General features: G+C 38.7%; 16 protein-coding genes. 14 read left to right on the forward strand and 2 right to left on the reverse strand.

Annotated features, from left to right (window positions below):
- The first annotated feature begins 65 nt into the window (after window positions 1-65).
- The 10 genes from WIW72_RS07485 to WIW72_RS07530 are packed head-to-tail and all read left to right on the forward strand — an operon-like array spanning window position 66 to window position 9,468.
- Window positions 66-887: a transketolase gene (locus WIW72_RS07485; protein ID WP_337700291.1), complete on the forward strand. Its 822-nt coding sequence runs from the start codon at window positions 66-68 to the stop codon at window positions 885-887.
- Window positions 856-1,797, forward strand: a complete 942-nt coding sequence (locus WIW72_RS07490; RefSeq protein WP_337700289.1) for a transketolase family protein — start codon at window positions 856-858, stop codon at window positions 1,795-1,797. The genes WIW72_RS07485 and WIW72_RS07490 overlap by 32 nt, the downstream gene beginning before the upstream one ends.
- Window positions 1,798-2,832, forward strand: a complete 1,035-nt coding sequence (locus WIW72_RS07495) for a chorismate mutase (protein ID WP_337700287.1) — start codon at window positions 1,798-1,800, stop codon at window positions 2,830-2,832. It abuts the gene before it with no gap.
- Between the two features lies 1 nt (window position 2,833).
- A complete protein-coding gene (aroF, locus tag WIW72_RS07500; protein ID WP_337700286.1) occupies window positions 2,834-3,826 on the forward strand; it encodes a 3-deoxy-7-phosphoheptulonate synthase in 993 nt (330 codons plus the stop codon).
- On the forward strand, window positions 3,823-4,884 hold the full coding sequence (gene aroB / locus WIW72_RS07505; protein ID WP_337700284.1) for a 3-dehydroquinate synthase: 1,062 nt from the start codon (window positions 3,823-3,825) through the stop codon (window positions 4,882-4,884). The genes aroF and aroB overlap by 4 nt, the downstream gene beginning before the upstream one ends.
- Window positions 4,872-5,663, forward strand: a complete 792-nt coding sequence (locus tag WIW72_RS07510; RefSeq protein ID WP_337700281.1) for a shikimate dehydrogenase family protein — start codon at window positions 4,872-4,874, stop codon at window positions 5,661-5,663. The genes aroB and WIW72_RS07510 overlap by 13 nt, the downstream gene beginning before the upstream one ends.
- Window positions 5,641-6,813 (forward strand): chorismate synthase, encoded by a 1,173-nt coding sequence (gene aroC / locus WIW72_RS07515; RefSeq protein WP_337700279.1) that lies wholly within the window; start codon window positions 5,641-5,643, stop codon window positions 6,811-6,813. Before WIW72_RS07510 ends, aroC begins: the two co-directional genes overlap by 23 nt.
- Window positions 6,786-7,598: a shikimate kinase gene (locus tag WIW72_RS07520; protein ID WP_337700277.1), complete on the forward strand. Its 813-nt coding sequence runs from the start codon at window positions 6,786-6,788 to the stop codon at window positions 7,596-7,598. Before aroC ends, WIW72_RS07520 begins: the two co-directional genes overlap by 28 nt.
- Window positions 7,571-8,806, forward strand: coding sequence for a 3-phosphoshikimate 1-carboxyvinyltransferase (gene aroA, locus WIW72_RS07525; protein ID WP_337700275.1), 1,236 nt, complete (start codon window positions 7,571-7,573; stop codon window positions 8,804-8,806). Before WIW72_RS07520 ends, aroA begins: the two co-directional genes overlap by 28 nt.
- Complete coding sequence (locus tag WIW72_RS07530) at window positions 8,803-9,468, forward strand: type I 3-dehydroquinate dehydratase (RefSeq protein ID WP_337700273.1); 666 nt, start codon at window positions 8,803-8,805, stop codon at window positions 9,466-9,468. Before aroA ends, WIW72_RS07530 begins: the two co-directional genes overlap by 4 nt.
- On the opposite strand, the gene WIW72_RS07535 is transcribed toward WIW72_RS07530, so the two are convergent.
- Complete coding sequence (locus WIW72_RS07535) at window positions 9,452-9,754, reverse strand: Rieske (2Fe-2S) protein (protein ID WP_337700271.1); 303 nt, start codon at window positions 9,752-9,754, stop codon at window positions 9,452-9,454. The genes WIW72_RS07530 and WIW72_RS07535 overlap by 17 nt on opposite strands.
- 158 nt (window positions 9,755-9,912) lie before the next feature.
- Between WIW72_RS07535 and WIW72_RS07540 the strand changes: the two genes are divergently transcribed.
- Genes WIW72_RS07540 through WIW72_RS07555 form a run of 4 tightly spaced genes read left to right on the forward strand, consistent with a single transcriptional unit; the run spans window position 9,913 to window position 12,908 of the window.
- Entirely contained in the window at window positions 9,913-10,206 is a 294-nt protein-coding gene (locus WIW72_RS07540; protein WP_337700269.1) for a hypothetical protein, read from the forward strand.
- Window positions 10,190-11,863: an ATP-dependent DNA helicase gene (locus WIW72_RS07545; RefSeq protein WP_337700267.1), complete on the forward strand. Its 1,674-nt coding sequence runs from the start codon at window positions 10,190-10,192 to the stop codon at window positions 11,861-11,863. Before WIW72_RS07540 ends, WIW72_RS07545 begins: the two co-directional genes overlap by 17 nt.
- Complete coding sequence (locus WIW72_RS07550; RefSeq protein ID WP_337700264.1) at window positions 11,860-12,657, forward strand: thioredoxin family protein; 798 nt, start codon at window positions 11,860-11,862, stop codon at window positions 12,655-12,657. Before WIW72_RS07545 ends, WIW72_RS07550 begins: the two co-directional genes overlap by 4 nt.
- Before the next feature lie 23 nt (window positions 12,658-12,680).
- Entirely contained in the window at window positions 12,681-12,908 is a 228-nt protein-coding gene (locus WIW72_RS07555) for a sulfurtransferase TusA family protein (protein WP_337700262.1), read from the forward strand.
- Between the two features lie 20 nt (window positions 12,909-12,928).
- On the opposite strand, the gene WIW72_RS07560 is transcribed toward WIW72_RS07555, so the two are convergent.
- Window positions 12,929-14,770, reverse strand: a complete 1,842-nt coding sequence (locus tag WIW72_RS07560; RefSeq protein WP_337721338.1) for a hypothetical protein — start codon at window positions 14,768-14,770, stop codon at window positions 12,929-12,931.
- Between the last annotated feature and the right edge of the window lie 183 nt (window positions 14,771-14,953).

The raw sequence follows: 14,953 nt of genomic DNA on the forward strand, positions 1-14,953 counted from the left end.
ATCTTGTATAACAAAGCTTATAATTAAGTGTTTGGAAGATGTGATGGGGGCTTGGTTTTGCACCAATGGAAAAAGGTGGAAGTGATGGAACTCCAATATCATTAGAGGAATTAAATAAGCTCAAGTCAATAGCCGAAATAGCTAGAAGGAATGTAATAAGGATGCTATTTTACGACCAGACAATCCATGTTGGTTCTTCACTGAGTAGTATAGAAATACTAACAACCTTGTTCTTCAGGTATCTAAGGGAAGGGAAAGATCCAATTAACCGAGACTGGTTAATATTAAGTAAAGGACATGCCGCTCCCGCATTATATGCAGTATTAGCTGAAAAGGGCTACATAAGCGAAGATGAGTTATGGAAAATTCAAGATATCTCAGGACTACTTCAAGGACACCCAGAAATCTTCATACCAGGTGTGGACATGGCTACCGGTAGCTTAGGTCAAGGCTTAAGCTTCGGAATAGGAGTTGCCCAAGGAATTAAAATGAAGGGAGGTACTGGGAGAGTTTTCGTAATAATGGGCGATGGTGAGCAAGACGAAGGTGAAATATGGGAAGCCATGACACATGCCGTTACGAGAAAGCTAGACAACTTAATTGCCTTCATAGAGATAAACGGGTTCCAGCTGGACGATTCAACGGGTAATGTAAAGCCTAAGGACTTCTTACCCGATGTCTGGAAAGCTGTCGGTTGGAAGACATTAAGCTGTGACGGACATGACTTCGTAAGTATAATAAACACAATAGATGAGGCACTTAAAGTAAGAGCACCAGTAGTTATATTTGCAAAGACAGTAAGAGGAAAAGGTTTCCCAGTCATCGAAAACTCTAAGAGGCAGAGGTCGAGCCCGGATGATGCAAGGAAGTTCCTACTCAATGCGTGATACTTTTGGTAAGTTATTAGCGGAGCTAGGAGAGAAGAACAAGGATATAGTAGTAATAACTGCCGACGTAGGTGACTCTACAAGGGCAATGTACTTCAGGGAGAAATTCCCTGATAGATATTTCAACGTAGGTATTTCAGAGCAAGACATGATTAACTTTGCTGCGGGTCTATCTGCAGTAGGATTTAAACCGTTAATAGTAAACTTTTCCATGTTCGTGATGAGGGCGTGGGAACAAATTAGGAACTCAGTAGCCAGAATGAACTTAGACGTAAAGATACTTGTAACTCACGCAGGTTATAGCGACAGCGGTGACGGATCGAGCCACCAGAGTTTAGAGGACATAGCATTGATGAGAGTTCTACCGAACATGAAGGTGATAGTACCCGCAGATCCGGAGGATATAAAGAGAAGTTTGCCCGTAGTCGTTCAGGAACTGAGGGGACCACTTTACTACCGTGTGGGCAGAGAATACTCGCCATCAATAACGACAGGGGTGGATTACGACTTCAAACTCGGTAAAGCATACGTGCTTAGAGACGGAGATGATGTAGCTATAATGGGTGCTGGAGTCGTACTATGGGACGCATTAAAGGCTGCAGAAGAATTAGAAAAGATGGGTATAAGTGCTGCTGTAATTAACTTATTCTCTATAAAGCCGATAGACGAAGATACGATAGAATATTATGCGAGAAAAACCGGAAGAGTGGTAACAATAGAGGAACATAGCATATATGGTGGTATAGGTTCTGCTGTAGCTGAAGTGTTAGCAAAAAGATATCCGACTAAGATGAGGTTTATAGGAGCCACCACTTTCGGCAGGAGTGCGAGAAGTCAAAGGGATCTCCTAGATTACTACGGAATCAATTACAAATCCGTCATAAGCGCTGCGCTGGAGCTAGTGAAATGAATGAGCACAGAGCTGGAAAAGCTGAGAAAGGAGATAGAGGATATTGACAATCAGATATTAGAGTTATTATACAGAAGGCTTAAGGTCTCTGCGAAGATAGGAGAAATTAAGAGGAGGACAGGGAAACAAGTTACAGACGCAAAAAGAGAGGAATATGTTAAGACTTATTGGCTCGAAAAGGCAAGGTATTTGGGAATACCAGAGTCAATGGTAAATCTTATTTTACCTATTTTATTCTCTTATTCTAAACTTTATCAAATTTCCCCCGGGAAAAAGAAGAAAGTCGTAATAGTGGGATACGGGGGGATGTCACGCTCACTTACTTCACTTCTCACCCTCGCCGGTCACAATGTTGTTATAACAGGGAGGAATTCAAAAAAAGCTGAATCGTTGTCAAAACAATTCAACGCAGTATTCATGGAACCAGAACAAGCACTTAATTGGGGAGAATACATAATTCTAGCCCTCTCTCCTTCCGCAGTAGATTACATTTCATCCCTCCTTAGTAAAATACCTCAAGGAAAGGTCGTCATGGATATATTTTCCTCTAAAGTGAGTACTTTCAAACAGCTCGAAGAAATGTCCGTAAAGAACGGCTTTAAGTTCGTGTCAACCCACCCACTATTCGGACCCATATTATACCCTATTGGTGAGAGGATTGCGATCATACCCTCAGCTACTTCAGGAGACATAACTGAAATAGTAGAATTCTGGAGGGACGTAGGACTTCAACCCGTAGTCACTACAGTTGAAGAACACGAGAAGGCTATGGCTATAATTCAAGTCCTCACCCACTTTTTCATTTTGGGTTTAAATAAGGCTATTCCGAGCCTTCAAAAGGAGCTTGAGATAAGTGATAACCTTCTGAAAGAATTACAAACAACTAATTTTAGGGAAGTATCAAAGATACTCGCTAGGATGAGCGAGTTATACCCAGTGATTATAGAAATACAAAAGAGTAACCCTTATGCTTATAAGGCTAGAGAAATAGGGATTATGAAGCTAAAACAAGTTAAAGACGAGATAGGTGAGTAGATTGTTATTTATCCTAAAACAAGGAGTAGATTATTCTACACTAAACGAGAAGTTAAAGGAGTCATCAGCTTCTTATAAATTCCTTGATCTATACGGGAAAAAAATAGTAATAGCGTGGCCCGACGCGTATGTTGAAAATATCAAAGATCCGTCTATAGAAGTATCCGTAAAGCCCAAGAGACCTTTCCAATTAGCCAGTAATGAGTGGAAAAAAGAACCAACGGAAGTTGATATCAATGGAGTAAAGATAGGAGGAAATAAGGTTGTAGTAGCTGCAGGTCCTTGTGCTGTAGAAGATGAAGAACAAGTACTAACCGTAGCCAAAGCTGTGAAGAGAGCCGGAGCCTCAATACTTAGGGGAGGAGCCTTTAAACCGAGGACTAGCCCTTACTCCTTCCAAGGTCTCGGTGAAAAGGGTCTTCAGATATTAAGAAAAGCAGGAGACGAGGTAGGTTTACCCGTAGTATCTGAAATAATGGACACCAGACAAATAGATATGTTCAAGAAATACGTCGACATGCTCCAAATCGGGGCAAGAAACGCCCAAAACTTTGACTTACTAAAGGTAGCTGGACAATCTGGGATGCCAGTTCTTCTTAAGAGAGGGATGGGTAACACAGTCGAAGAGTGGATATTGACTTCAGAATACATACTTTCGGAAGGAAATGGGAACGTCGTTCTTTGTGAGAGGGGGATCAGAACTTTTGAAAAAGCCACAAGATTTACTATGGACATAGGTGGAATGGTAGCAGCTAAATTACAGACCCATCTACCTATATGTGCTGACCCCAGCCATCCTGCTGGGAAGAGAGAACTGGTTCACTCCCTTGCATTAGCGGCAGTTGCAGCTGGGGCAGACATGTTATTAATAGAAGTCCATCCTCATCCCGAGAAAGCTTTGAGTGACTCAGAGCAACAGTTAACCCCTGAATCCTTTGAGGTCTTAATGAATAGAATTAAGGCGTTAACTAACGCTCTGGGTAGAACTGCATGATTAAAATAAGTGAAGATTTTTGCAACACGACTACCCATGTCATAATCGGTAAGGGTTCAGTTTCATCTCTTTCCGAAATAATAGGAGACAAGAAAGTTGCGTTATATTACTCGAGAAAGCTAAACGTTGACAAGATCAAACAAAGTTTGAAGAGTTATTACGAATTCCCCATGGAGGACGGTGAGGAAGTTAAGGATATATTATACTCATTAAAATTAATAAGAGAACTATTCGAGAAGGGATTCGACAGAGGAGATTATGTAATTGCAGTAGGAGGAGGGACAGTAACAGACGTAGTAGGCTTCATAGCATCTATATACATGAGGGGATTAAACCTAATTAATATACCAACCACGTTGCTGGGAATGGTAGATGCTGCAATAGGAGGTAAAACCGGTGTTAATTTCGAGAACGTTAAGAACGTATTGGGAACGTTTTACCAACCATCCTTTATAATCTCCGACATAGACTTTCTTGAGACACTTCCTCTAGAGGAAATAAAGAAGGGTATAGCTGAAGTAATCAAATACGGCTTGGTGCTAGACAAGGAGCTTTACGATTATTTAGCTATGCATAAGGATGAAATATACAGAAAAAAACCCGAAGCTTTGGAGACTGTGGTATATAAATCCGCATTAAATAAACTAGCAGTAGTAAAGGAGGACGAAAAAGAGACTAAAGGCATTAGGATAGTCCTGAACTTCGGTCATACAATTGGTCACGCTATTGAAGCCGGATCCAACTTCAGGATTTCTCACGGTTATGCCATATCAGTAGGAATGGTATGTGAGGCGAAGATAGCTGAGGAAATGGGATATGCAGAGGAAGGAGTTGTAGAAGACACTACATGGATATTATCCCATTACGAATTACCTATAACAGTAGACTCGTTGAAGGAAAATATAGACCTCAGGATAGCACTGGAAGCTTTGACCAAAGACAAAAAAGTCAGGGGAGACAAAGTCCTTATGCCTTTTCCGACTAGAATAGGCGACTGGAAAAGAATAGAAGTACCGGTAGAAACTCTGAAGGGGTTTGCGGAACAATGCTTGAAATAAATTATTATACTAAACTTCTAGGTGTAGTAGGAGAAAGTATACCTTACACCTTATCACCCTCAATACATAATTACGTGTTTCAAAAACTTGAGATAAATGCTGTTTACCTCGTGTTTGATATTAAGAAAGAGAAGTTTCACGCTACTTTCCCCGGTTTACTTAACATAAGCTATGGGTTAAATATAACAATTCCCTATAAAGAGGAGGCGTTAAGATACGTAAGACCAGAAAAAGAGGCGGAAATGATAGGAGCTGTAAACACAATTTTTGAGGGAAAAGGGTACAACACGGATTATATAGCCTTGAACACGTTAATAAGAGAGAAAGTAGACGTAAACGAGATTAAAGTATGCACTGTATTCGGTGCTGGTGGAGCGGCTAGGGCAGTAATATACTCCTTACTTAATGCAGGTTGTGAGGTATTCGTGATCAACAGAAGCACAGAGAGGGCTGAGAGATTGAGGGAAGAGGTATCTCAGAAGGGATTCAGTATTAAGATCGCAGGGGAATGTCCTAAAAGCGACGTGGTTGTAAATACAACTCCCGACCCTAACTTCGTATCTGATGAGTGTGTTCAGGGAAAGTTAGTGATAGATTTCGTATACAAACCTGTAAAGACCTCGTTGATAATCAGGGCTGAAAAAAGAGGTATAAATACAATAAACGGGATCGAAATTCTTGTAGAGCAAGCTTTAGAGGCTGATAAAATTTGGTTCGGCAAAAGGTTAGATAAAAATGAAGTAATGGGGTATTTATATGCCAGGCAGCTCTTTCGGTGAAATGTTCAGAATAACTACATTTGGAGAGAGCCACGGTCCTGAAGTAGGAGTGGTTATTGACGGAGTCCCTGCAGGGCTATACTTGAGTAAAGATGACATACAGTTTGAACTCCTCTTCAGGAGACCAGGCAGACAATATGTAACCGGTAGACGTGAGAAAGACGAACCTGAGATCGTAAGTGGAATATATAACGGGAGGACTACGGGGGCACCGATAGCAATAATAGTAAAGAACTCAGACGTTATCTCGTCACTATACGAGGAAATAAAATATAAACCGAGACCGGGACACGCGGATTTACCTTACATTATGAAATACGGTTATGAAAACTGGGATTATAGAGGGGGCGGGAGGGCAAGTGCGAGAGAGACTGTTAGTAGAGTAGCCGCCGGTGCTATAGCTAAAAAGTTGTTAATGCTTACTGACACGGTAATTGCTGGACACTTAAAGGGTCTGGGACCTATAGAGCTAAACGAAGACGTTACCTTCGAGGAGATCCTTTGCTCAAAGTACAGCCCCGTAAGGGCCAGTAAAAAGTGGTTGGAGGAAAAGTTCGAAGAACTCATCAAACAAGCTACAGTAGAGGGAGATAGTTGGGGAGGAATTGCCGAAATTGTGGTCAAAAACCCACCATCGGGCTTAGGTGAACCCGTTTTCGACAAACTAAAAGCCGACTTAGCTAAAGCCATACTCTCAATTCCTGCTGTTACAGGTTTTGAATACGGACTTGGCTTTAAAGCAGGAAGAATGAGAGGTAGTGAAGCCAATGACGAAATTATCGTTAAGGACGGAAGACTCAGGTGGAAAAACAATACTTCAGGAGGGATCCTAGGCGGACTGTCTAACGGAGAAGACATAATATTACGTTGTGCTTTTAAGCCTACAAGCTCTATAAGAAAACCCCAGAAAACGGTAGATCTGAGGACTTACGAAGAGACTACGATATCTGTAATAGGTAGACATGACCCTGCAGTAGCAATTAGGGGGGTCTCAGTAGCTGAGGCGATGGTAGCCCTAGTCTTAGTAGACCATGCGATGAGAGCTGAATATATACCTACTGTAAAACTAACTGAGGAGCAAGCGAAAGTTATAGAGGAAAGGTGGAGGAGGTACGTTGAGTCATGCAAGCCTATGCAGGGGTCTCAGTAGTTAACGCACTTCCAAGTTGGTACGGCTCATCAATGGCTATAAACGTTAAGGTTGACGTTAAAATAAGAGAGAGCAAGGAGTGTGCTACTCATCCTTCTCAGCTGGTAAACGAGATTGTGTTGTATTTCAGAGAGAACTATAATATACCATGCATTGAAGTGGAGATTAATTCCGAGATACCCCCGAAGAGCGGACTAAAAAGTAGTAGTGCTGTATCCTCTGCGTTAATAGGGGAAATCGCAAAAAAATTTCAGTTACCTGTAAAAGCTTGGGATGTACCCGTTCTCTCCGCAATTCTGTCTCTGAAGTCCCGTGTTTCGTATACTGGCGCGTTGGATGACGCTTCAGCTTCGTACTTTGGTGGAGTATCTTATACGTACAATAAGGAATTTAAAATAATCGACATGAAAGAGCCTCCTTCAGAGATCTCGATCATAGTCATACCCAGAGGAAAGAGATCTGTGTCAGTTGATATGACTAAGCTTAGAAAATTCGAGCCCCTCTTTAAGGAGATCTTTACCCTAGCCAGACATGATGTAATTACGGCTATGAAACTTAACGGGCTGGCTGTGGGAATAATTATGGGGTACGACCTTACTTTAGCGAATGAAGCCCTGAAAAAAGGCGCATTGGCAGCCGGAATTTCAGGAAACGGACCTTCCATGTTTGCTGTAACTAAGATAGGTAATGAAGGAGTTATTTTAGACCTTTTCGAAAAACAAGCCGAGAAACCTATTGTAGTCCAACCGGTGGGACTATGCGAGCAGAGATTAAGAAATCGATAATAAGAGGGAAAGTAAAAGCCCCAACGTCAAAGAGTTTCGGCATCAGACTAATTCTTTATTCATTATTAGCAAATGTCAAGTTAAAAAACGTCTCAGAACCTTCGGACGACATTCAAATTGCAATAGAAGTGGTTAAAGAGCTAGGTATAAGTGAGAAAGGAGAGTTTCAGTTCATATCAAACAAATCAGAATTGAAAGTACCATCGTCATTATACTTCGGAGGTTCAGCGACGACACTGAGAATGATAATACCAATACTGGCAATATTAGGAGGGAAAGCCCTCTTAGACGGTGACACAAGTTTAAGAAGGAGACCCCTCAACGCTATTATCGAAGCATTAAAACCTTACGTCACTTTCTCCTCCACTAACTTACCTACGGTAATAGAGGGAAAGCTTAACACTGATCACGTTACAATTAGCGGAAGTGAAAGTAGCCAGTACATATCTGGGTTCATATACGCTTTTTCTCTAAAGGGTGGGGGAGAGATAGAAATTATCCCGCCGGTCTCGTCTAAGAGTTACATAAACATGACAATCGACCTCATTAACTCCTTAGGTGGCAGAGTTACGATGAAGGGGAACAAAATAATAGTTGAGGAGGGAGAGTTTATGGAATACGAAGGCGAAATACCCGGGGATTACGCCCTTTCCTCTTTTTACGCCATCGCTTCAGTCGTTACCGGGGGAGAGATAGATATAAACAACCTTTATCCGATACCCTACTACGAGGGTGATCACAGCATAGTAAAGATACTAAGAGACATGGGGGTGAGGACTGTAGTTGAGGATGGTTCGTGGAGTGTGAGAGGAGCAGAAAAGTTAAGAGGGATAAGAATTAACGTTGACGATTTCCCGGACCTAGCACCCTCAATAGCGTCTATAGCCCCCTTCGCTGGGAGTGAAACCGTGATAGAGGGAATTAAGAGGTTGAAGACGAAAGAGAGTGATAGGATCCAGACTATCACTTCAACTCTGAAAAGTTTCTCCGTTAACGTTGAAAGTGACGACCAGAAAATGGTGATTTACCCCTCTGACGTTAAGGAGGGTCATATAGAATGTCCAAACGACCATAGAATTGCAATGTTAGCTGGAGTTCTTTCACTAACTTCAGGAGGAACGGTCTCCAAGGCTGAGTGTGTAAGTAAAAGTAACCCCTATTTCTGGAAAGACTTAATTTACTTAGGAGCTAATATTAGACTAGAATGACATGTGTAGTAGCGTCTTTACCGGTTAGAAGTATAGCGGAGTTAAACGAGAGGATGAAGAGGTTAAGGGACACAGACCTGATAGAGTTAAGGTTGGATTATATGCACGAATTACCACCAGTTGACGAATTCATTAAAAAAGTGGAGGACTTCAGAGATAAAATTATAGTTACCGTAAGAGATGTAAACGAGGGAGGAGTCAATAAAATATCCGAATCTTCGAAAGCAGATTTTCTAAAAGTGCTTTACAAAGAGGGCATTATTTACGACGTAGAGGTCAGGTTCCTAAAAAGAAATATCGTACCTTACGAGAATGTGATAGTATCGATCCACTATTTTGACTATCTTCCCACCTTTGAAGAAGTGAGAAATAACTTGTCACCTTATGCAAATAGAGCCCTAGTGAAACTAGCTGTAATTGGGACTGGAAAATATAAGCAACTCTTAGCCAAGGTCTTGGAGGAGTTTCCAAATTCAGCTGTAATGCCAATGGGTGTTAACCCGTTAGAGAGGATAGCCTTCAGTATTCTGGGTTCAAAACTTATATATGCCCATACAGGAGAGGAAACAGCTAAAGGCCAAATGTATTACAAGGATGTTAAAAACATCCTTTCTTATTTCAACGTTGAATGTGAGAAACTGTTCCCTAATCCTCGACGATAATGTCTTCCTTTTCCACTGTCACCTTATAAGTCTTTATAGGTTTTTTGGTAGCTCCCTTAATTGCCTTTCCGTCTACAAGGGAAAAATGAGTAAAGTGACACTGGCACACTAGTTCTTCCCTTATCACTACACCGACCTTACTTAGGTCGCATCCTAGATGAGGACACTTACTGTCAACAACGTAAAATCTATCTGCACCTAAGTATACGATAAGTAGCTCTTTATCGTTAACCTTTATTTTTCTTCTGTCTCCCGGTCTAAAATCAGACTTAGGGATCCTGATCATCAAATCCAATAATTTTTAAAAGATTTAAGACTAATCATACACAATCTCTAAGTCTACGGCCCAATTTGTGATATTTTTATATAGTTTGTCATATTTTATATACGATTAGTTTATAATGTTAAAATGCTATATACATGATAACAAAGAGGTGTGAAGAAATGAATACAACTACTGAGGAAAGAATTGCTAACAAAGTAGATTATAGGCTAATAGAGATAAATAATATTTCCCCGTCAGCTGAAGTACAAGCTATAATAATAACGTCGAGACCGCCATCCTCTGATGTAGTTGAGGACGTTAAAAGGGTAGTTCACGTTATAGCCGTGTTTCCGTTCTTATCTACCATAAAAGTCAAGGGCAAGGTGAGAGACATATTATCACTTACCGAGAAGGATTACGTTAAATATATAATGCTAGAGGAGATATTAGCTAAAATTGAGGAATTTTTCTAACATAGAGCTGAGAGAGTGGCAAAAGAAACTAAAAGAAAAAATTAAGAGTGCTATTAACACCAGTAAGTTGGTATTTTTAAACTCTCCCACAGGGAGTGGAAAGACATTATTTTCTCTTTTAGTGGGGCTTGAAACCAAAGGTAAGGTTCTTTTCTTAGTAAGAACGCACAACGAATATAACCCCGTTTTCAGGGATTTCCTGAAAATTAACACTGATAAAGCTCTGAAATTCTCATTCCTCATGGGGAAACCTACTGCTTGTTTATTTTCCGAAGGGGATGCAAGCACAGATGATATAAACTGTAACTTATGCAGTTTTAAAACGTCTATTATAGATCTAGAGGTGGAAAAATATCCCAATGAATTTGTTAAGGAGTTAAAAGAGCAAGGTATTGAAAAAGGGTTTTGCCCTTATTTCTCTCTTTTTAACGACATAGGTAAAGCCGACGTAATAGTCCTTACATACCCTTACTTTTTCATAGACAGGTTCAGGGAATCCCTAGGTATAGAATTTGAGGATTATCTGATAGTAGTGGATGAAGCTCATAATGTCGAAAAAATAGGGGATTTTGAGGAGAGAACACTCTCAAGCCATTTACTCGATATGGCCATAAAACAAGCCAAAAATGAGTTTGTTAAGTTCATATTGCAGAGAGTAAAGGACGAGTTGGTTAGAATAGCTTCTAATGTAGAGAGTTATATTAGAGCGAATGAGATTCCTGAAATCTCAGAGGATGAAATAGAAGTTCTCAAGGAAGAGTATGAGGAACTGAGAGAGCAAATGATAAAGGAGAGGAAAATAAAAAGGATATATTTGGGTTCTGTAATTAAATTCTACGAAAGCTACAAAGATGGTGAAGGACTAGTACCTTTTATTCATAAAAATAAAATAGTTTTGAAGAGCATTGATATATCAAATTTCTTGCAAATACTAAACGATAATGACCTAGCATTTCTATTAATGTCTGGAACTCTTCCACCTGAAGATTACATCAAAAAGATCTGGAATATAACGAGAAGTTTAATTTATATTAACGTCGAGAGAGAAATTAAGGAAAAAGTGTCTGGTGATTATGAATGTATTTTAGCAATCGATGTAACTTCTAAATACGATAGTAGAGGAGACTTAATGTGGAAAAAATATGGAGATTACTTGCTAAAAGTGTATTATCAAGCGAAGACTCACGTGTTATCTGTGTTTCCCTCGTATGAGATAATGAATAGGGTAATGGAGTTTATACAAGTGCCAAAATACTTAGAAGATGAGGACTCCGAAATAGAGACATTATACTCGTTTGTAAAAAAATTCAACAAGGTTATAATAGGGGCAGTAGGTAGGGGGAAACTGACGGAAGGGGTAGAACTGGTGAAAGACGGGAGGAGTTTGATCAGCGACGTTGTGATAGTGGGAATTCCATATCCGCCTCCAGACGATTATACGAAGTTAGTTGCTCAAAAAATATCGGAAAGGCTAGGAAGAAAAAGTGATGAGTATCTCTATAAAATTCCCGCATTAATAACTGTGAGACAATCCATAGGAAGGGGGATTAGAGGAATTAATGATCATGTAAAAGTATGGCTCTTAGACAGAAGGTTCGATAGCTTATGGTGGAAGAAAAACCTAAATTGCTTCAATCCAAAGAAGACTCGACTATGAAAGTAGAAATCTTTACGCACAAGACCTGCACTGAATGTAACTTACTGTTAGAATATCTAGAGAAAGAAGGACTATTGGGCAAAGTATTAGTAATTGATACACAACTTTATCCCTTCATAGCTTTGGAAAGGGGAGTGATATCTACTCCTTCGGTTTTCATAGACGGGAAATTAGTATATGCAGGTGTAGTGGATTTTGAGGAACTGGCTAAGATGATAAGAGAAGGTAAAGTAGTTACTCAACAAATCGATAAAGACAAGCTCGTGGACAAACTGATGACCGGTATAGTCAACTCTTTTGCTGCAACTGCATGGCTATTTGTGAATAGAGATTTCGACGCTTTTATGGCTCAAAAAGACTTCGTGTATGCCGTTACAGGCCTCTCGCTCACTGATGAAAACACTGCCTCTGAAATGTATAATTACTTACGTAACGTAATGGTAAAGGAAGGGGAGTATTATGTGGATAAATGGAAAGAACAGTTCTTTAGAGTTATATCTGCTAATTTTATCCGTGAACTGTACTATTTATACAGAAGGAAATTGACTTCTGAAGAGATAACTAAAAAATATCCAGTAGAAGTATTCGCCCACTGGCTGATGGTTAGGGGAGGGACTGTAGGAAGAGTAGGACTGAGGATTCATCCCTTGAATGAGGAAGATACCACGAAGAGGATCAGTGAGGCTTATACTTATATGCTATTGAATGCGGAAAAGTTATGGTCCAAGGTTATGAGTGAGGATGAACTTTTATCAAAATCTAGCAGAGAAGAAGTTAGATTCATAAGTTTTTAAACTATAATTATTTAATGTTATTTATGACACAAGAAATAAAATTGGATTTAAGAGGAAAATCTTGTGAAGAATTTATATTGGAGATCTCTAAAATTTTAGTTTCTATGAAACCAGGTGATGTATTAAATATAGTCGCTGATCAAGACAGAGTACTTTGTACACACCAGTTGTTAAGAAACGCTAGAAATTTTCTATATAAAGGTGATATAGTTGGTGATCATGCTGAAATAAGCATAAGAAGATTGAGATAAAAGAGTAATGAGTTTAAAAATTATTCCCCGTGGATTCCGTTTCTTAATATAATTTTGTTACCTTCAAGTTTAGCGGCAATTCCTCTATTATTTAGAGCTTTCAGTAAGAAGTCTGCATATTTGTCATTTATTCCTAATTCTTCCAATTCTATAACATCTTTCTGCTTAATTTGAGGAAGTAATGCATCTATTATTTCTTCTAATTGCAGGATTGCATCTCTTTCTCTCACGTATTCCATTATCTCTTCTATATTGGTTAAAGAGCCGTAAAGCCTATTTACTTTTTCACAATAAGGAGTGCATGGTGACTGGAAAGTTATAACCAATTCATTCATTATTTCTTCAAGACTCTTCAGTTCAGGGGTAGAGAACCTAATAGATATATCCTTAAACATGCTATAAGACATTGATAACTCCGATAAGATCACATTTGTGAATCTTTCTAAAACTTTCGACGACTGTACTAGCTTATTTATCGTAAACTGTTGCAAAGGCAGAGCAGCGATATCTTTCTTTAGCTCAAACGTATCCGGTGTTGTTAGTAAAATTCCACTTATTTCGGTAGCTTTACTGAGACAAAGGTTTAGCTTAGTGTTTATGTCTTTTATATCTATGCTCTCGACTTTTTCTATTATACTATCCTTATTGATGACTTTAACCTTTTGCATATAGATTCCAAGAGTCCTAGACAAGTTATCTATTAAGTTATTTACTATATTAACAGATGTTAAGATGTTTTTATCAACTACATTCTTTAGATTACGATAAAAATCTAAGAACTTCCTTATCTCTATTTCTTCCTTAGGATACTCCAGTTCAGGAATGTTTATACCTAAGAATTTTAATCTCTCAGAGAAGTCATTATATGACTTTATTTTATCAAATATTAAGTTATTCAATTCCATTGTTATCATTCTCCTCACATTACCTAGCTCACTCTTTTTCTCTTCTATACATTTAACGTTCTTACATCGTAAAACTTCATCTTGAAGCTTAGTTATTTGAGTTATATATCCGATAATTATATTACTTATATCCGAGTTTTCTTGCGCCACTTCGGCCTTCAGACTATAGAGTATAGAGTTAATATTTTTTAGATCTTCTAGTAAGCTACTCTTTAACGTCTCATAAGCTTTCTTATTTTCAAACTGAGAACTTACTATTGAGACCATCAAATTAGAAGAGTATATAGCTAGACTTACTACTACTGACAGAATAGATATAGTATAGCCTAATTTTGTTAACAATATATATGCCAACGCAACAAAGACTACACCAGCTAATCCGTAGTACGATTTTATAGCATAAGTAACTGCAGCTATTATTATCATTGCCACTATTACGATTCCTAAGAAATTACCGTAAAAGTACAAAGGAAATATTATGGCTATAGGGATAGCCGAAAGCACATTAATAATGTAATTATCCGATTGAGATATTCCACTAAATAACAGTAGTGACCAAATAGGGTTAAACTGGGATAACAGTATGGATCCACTGGTGATAAAAGATCTAGAACTTCTGAATCTAACTAAGGATATTAGGGGTATTACAAATAAAAATACCAAAGATAGTAAAAATGCTTCGAAATTAGAATTAAAGTAGAATTTCCCTGTCGAAATTGTAGAAGTGAGATAATTTTGGTATTTAGTTAAAATCCCTCCTATTACTGTAAATGGAATTAGTATATCTCCTATCAAAATCGACAATGCAAAGATTATTGCTGATAAAATTTCTGCTGAACCAGTATTTTTAATTAGTGAAAGTGAAATCTCATATGTAAGCAATCCATTGGTGATCATTGTCAGAGCTTTCCTGATCAAAGTGTTAGGTTCACCTAGCCCACGTATACTATCCAACATTGATTGTAATTATATTTAAAAACTTATAAAGACATATTGTATTTAGGATGATTTACTTTCTATGAGGAAAACATAAATAGAATTAGAACTGTTACATTATAATTTTAATGACATGAATTGTTAAGAAAATCACACAACTCGCTTTACCAAAAACAACTTACATTAGAATGCCTTCATTGCCTA

Origin of the sequence: Stygiolobus sp. CP859M, assembly GCF_037389975.1 — an archaeon.
Classification (GTDB): domain Archaea; phylum Thermoproteota; class Thermoprotei_A; order Sulfolobales; family Sulfolobaceae; genus Stygiolobus.

Excerpts from the sequence above, each read along its gene's own strand:
- WIW72_RS07485 (WP_337700291.1), top strand. The coding sequence starts at position 66 with ATGGAAAAAGGTGGAAGTGATGGAACTCCAATATCATTAGAGGAATTA.
- WIW72_RS07490 (WP_337700289.1), top strand. The coding sequence starts at position 856 with ATGATGCAAGGAAGTTCCTACTCAATGCGTGATACTTTTGGTAAGTTA.
- WIW72_RS07495 (WP_337700287.1), top strand. The coding sequence starts at position 1,798 with ATGAGCACAGAGCTGGAAAAGCTGAGAAAGGAGATAGAGGATATTGAC.
- aroB (WP_337700284.1), top strand. The coding sequence starts at position 3,823 with ATGATTAAAATAAGTGAAGATTTTTGCAACACGACTACCCATGTCATA.
- WIW72_RS07510 (WP_337700281.1), top strand. The coding sequence starts at position 4,872 with ATGCTTGAAATAAATTATTATACTAAACTTCTAGGTGTAGTAGGAGAA.
- aroC (WP_337700279.1), top strand. The coding sequence starts at position 5,641 with ATGCCAGGCAGCTCTTTCGGTGAAATGTTCAGAATAACTACATTTGGA.
- WIW72_RS07520 (WP_337700277.1), top strand. The coding sequence starts at position 6,786 with ATGCAAGCCTATGCAGGGGTCTCAGTAGTTAACGCACTTCCAAGTTGG.
- aroA (WP_337700275.1), top strand. The coding sequence starts at position 7,571 with ATGCGAGCAGAGATTAAGAAATCGATAATAAGAGGGAAAGTAAAAGCC.
- WIW72_RS07530 (WP_337700273.1), top strand. The coding sequence starts at position 8,803 with ATGACATGTGTAGTAGCGTCTTTACCGGTTAGAAGTATAGCGGAGTTA.
- WIW72_RS07535 (WP_337700271.1), bottom strand. The coding sequence starts at position 9,754 with ATGATCAGGATCCCTAAGTCTGATTTTAGACCGGGAGACAGAAGAAAA.
- WIW72_RS07540 (WP_337700269.1), top strand. The coding sequence starts at position 9,913 with ATGAATACAACTACTGAGGAAAGAATTGCTAACAAAGTAGATTATAGG.
- WIW72_RS07550 (WP_337700264.1), top strand. The coding sequence starts at position 11,860 with ATGAAAGTAGAAATCTTTACGCACAAGACCTGCACTGAATGTAACTTA.
- WIW72_RS07555 (WP_337700262.1), top strand. The coding sequence starts at position 12,681 with ATGACACAAGAAATAAAATTGGATTTAAGAGGAAAATCTTGTGAAGAA.
- WIW72_RS07560 (WP_337721338.1), bottom strand. The coding sequence starts at position 14,770 with ATGTTGGATAGTATACGTGGGCTAGGTGAACCTAACACTTTGATCAGG.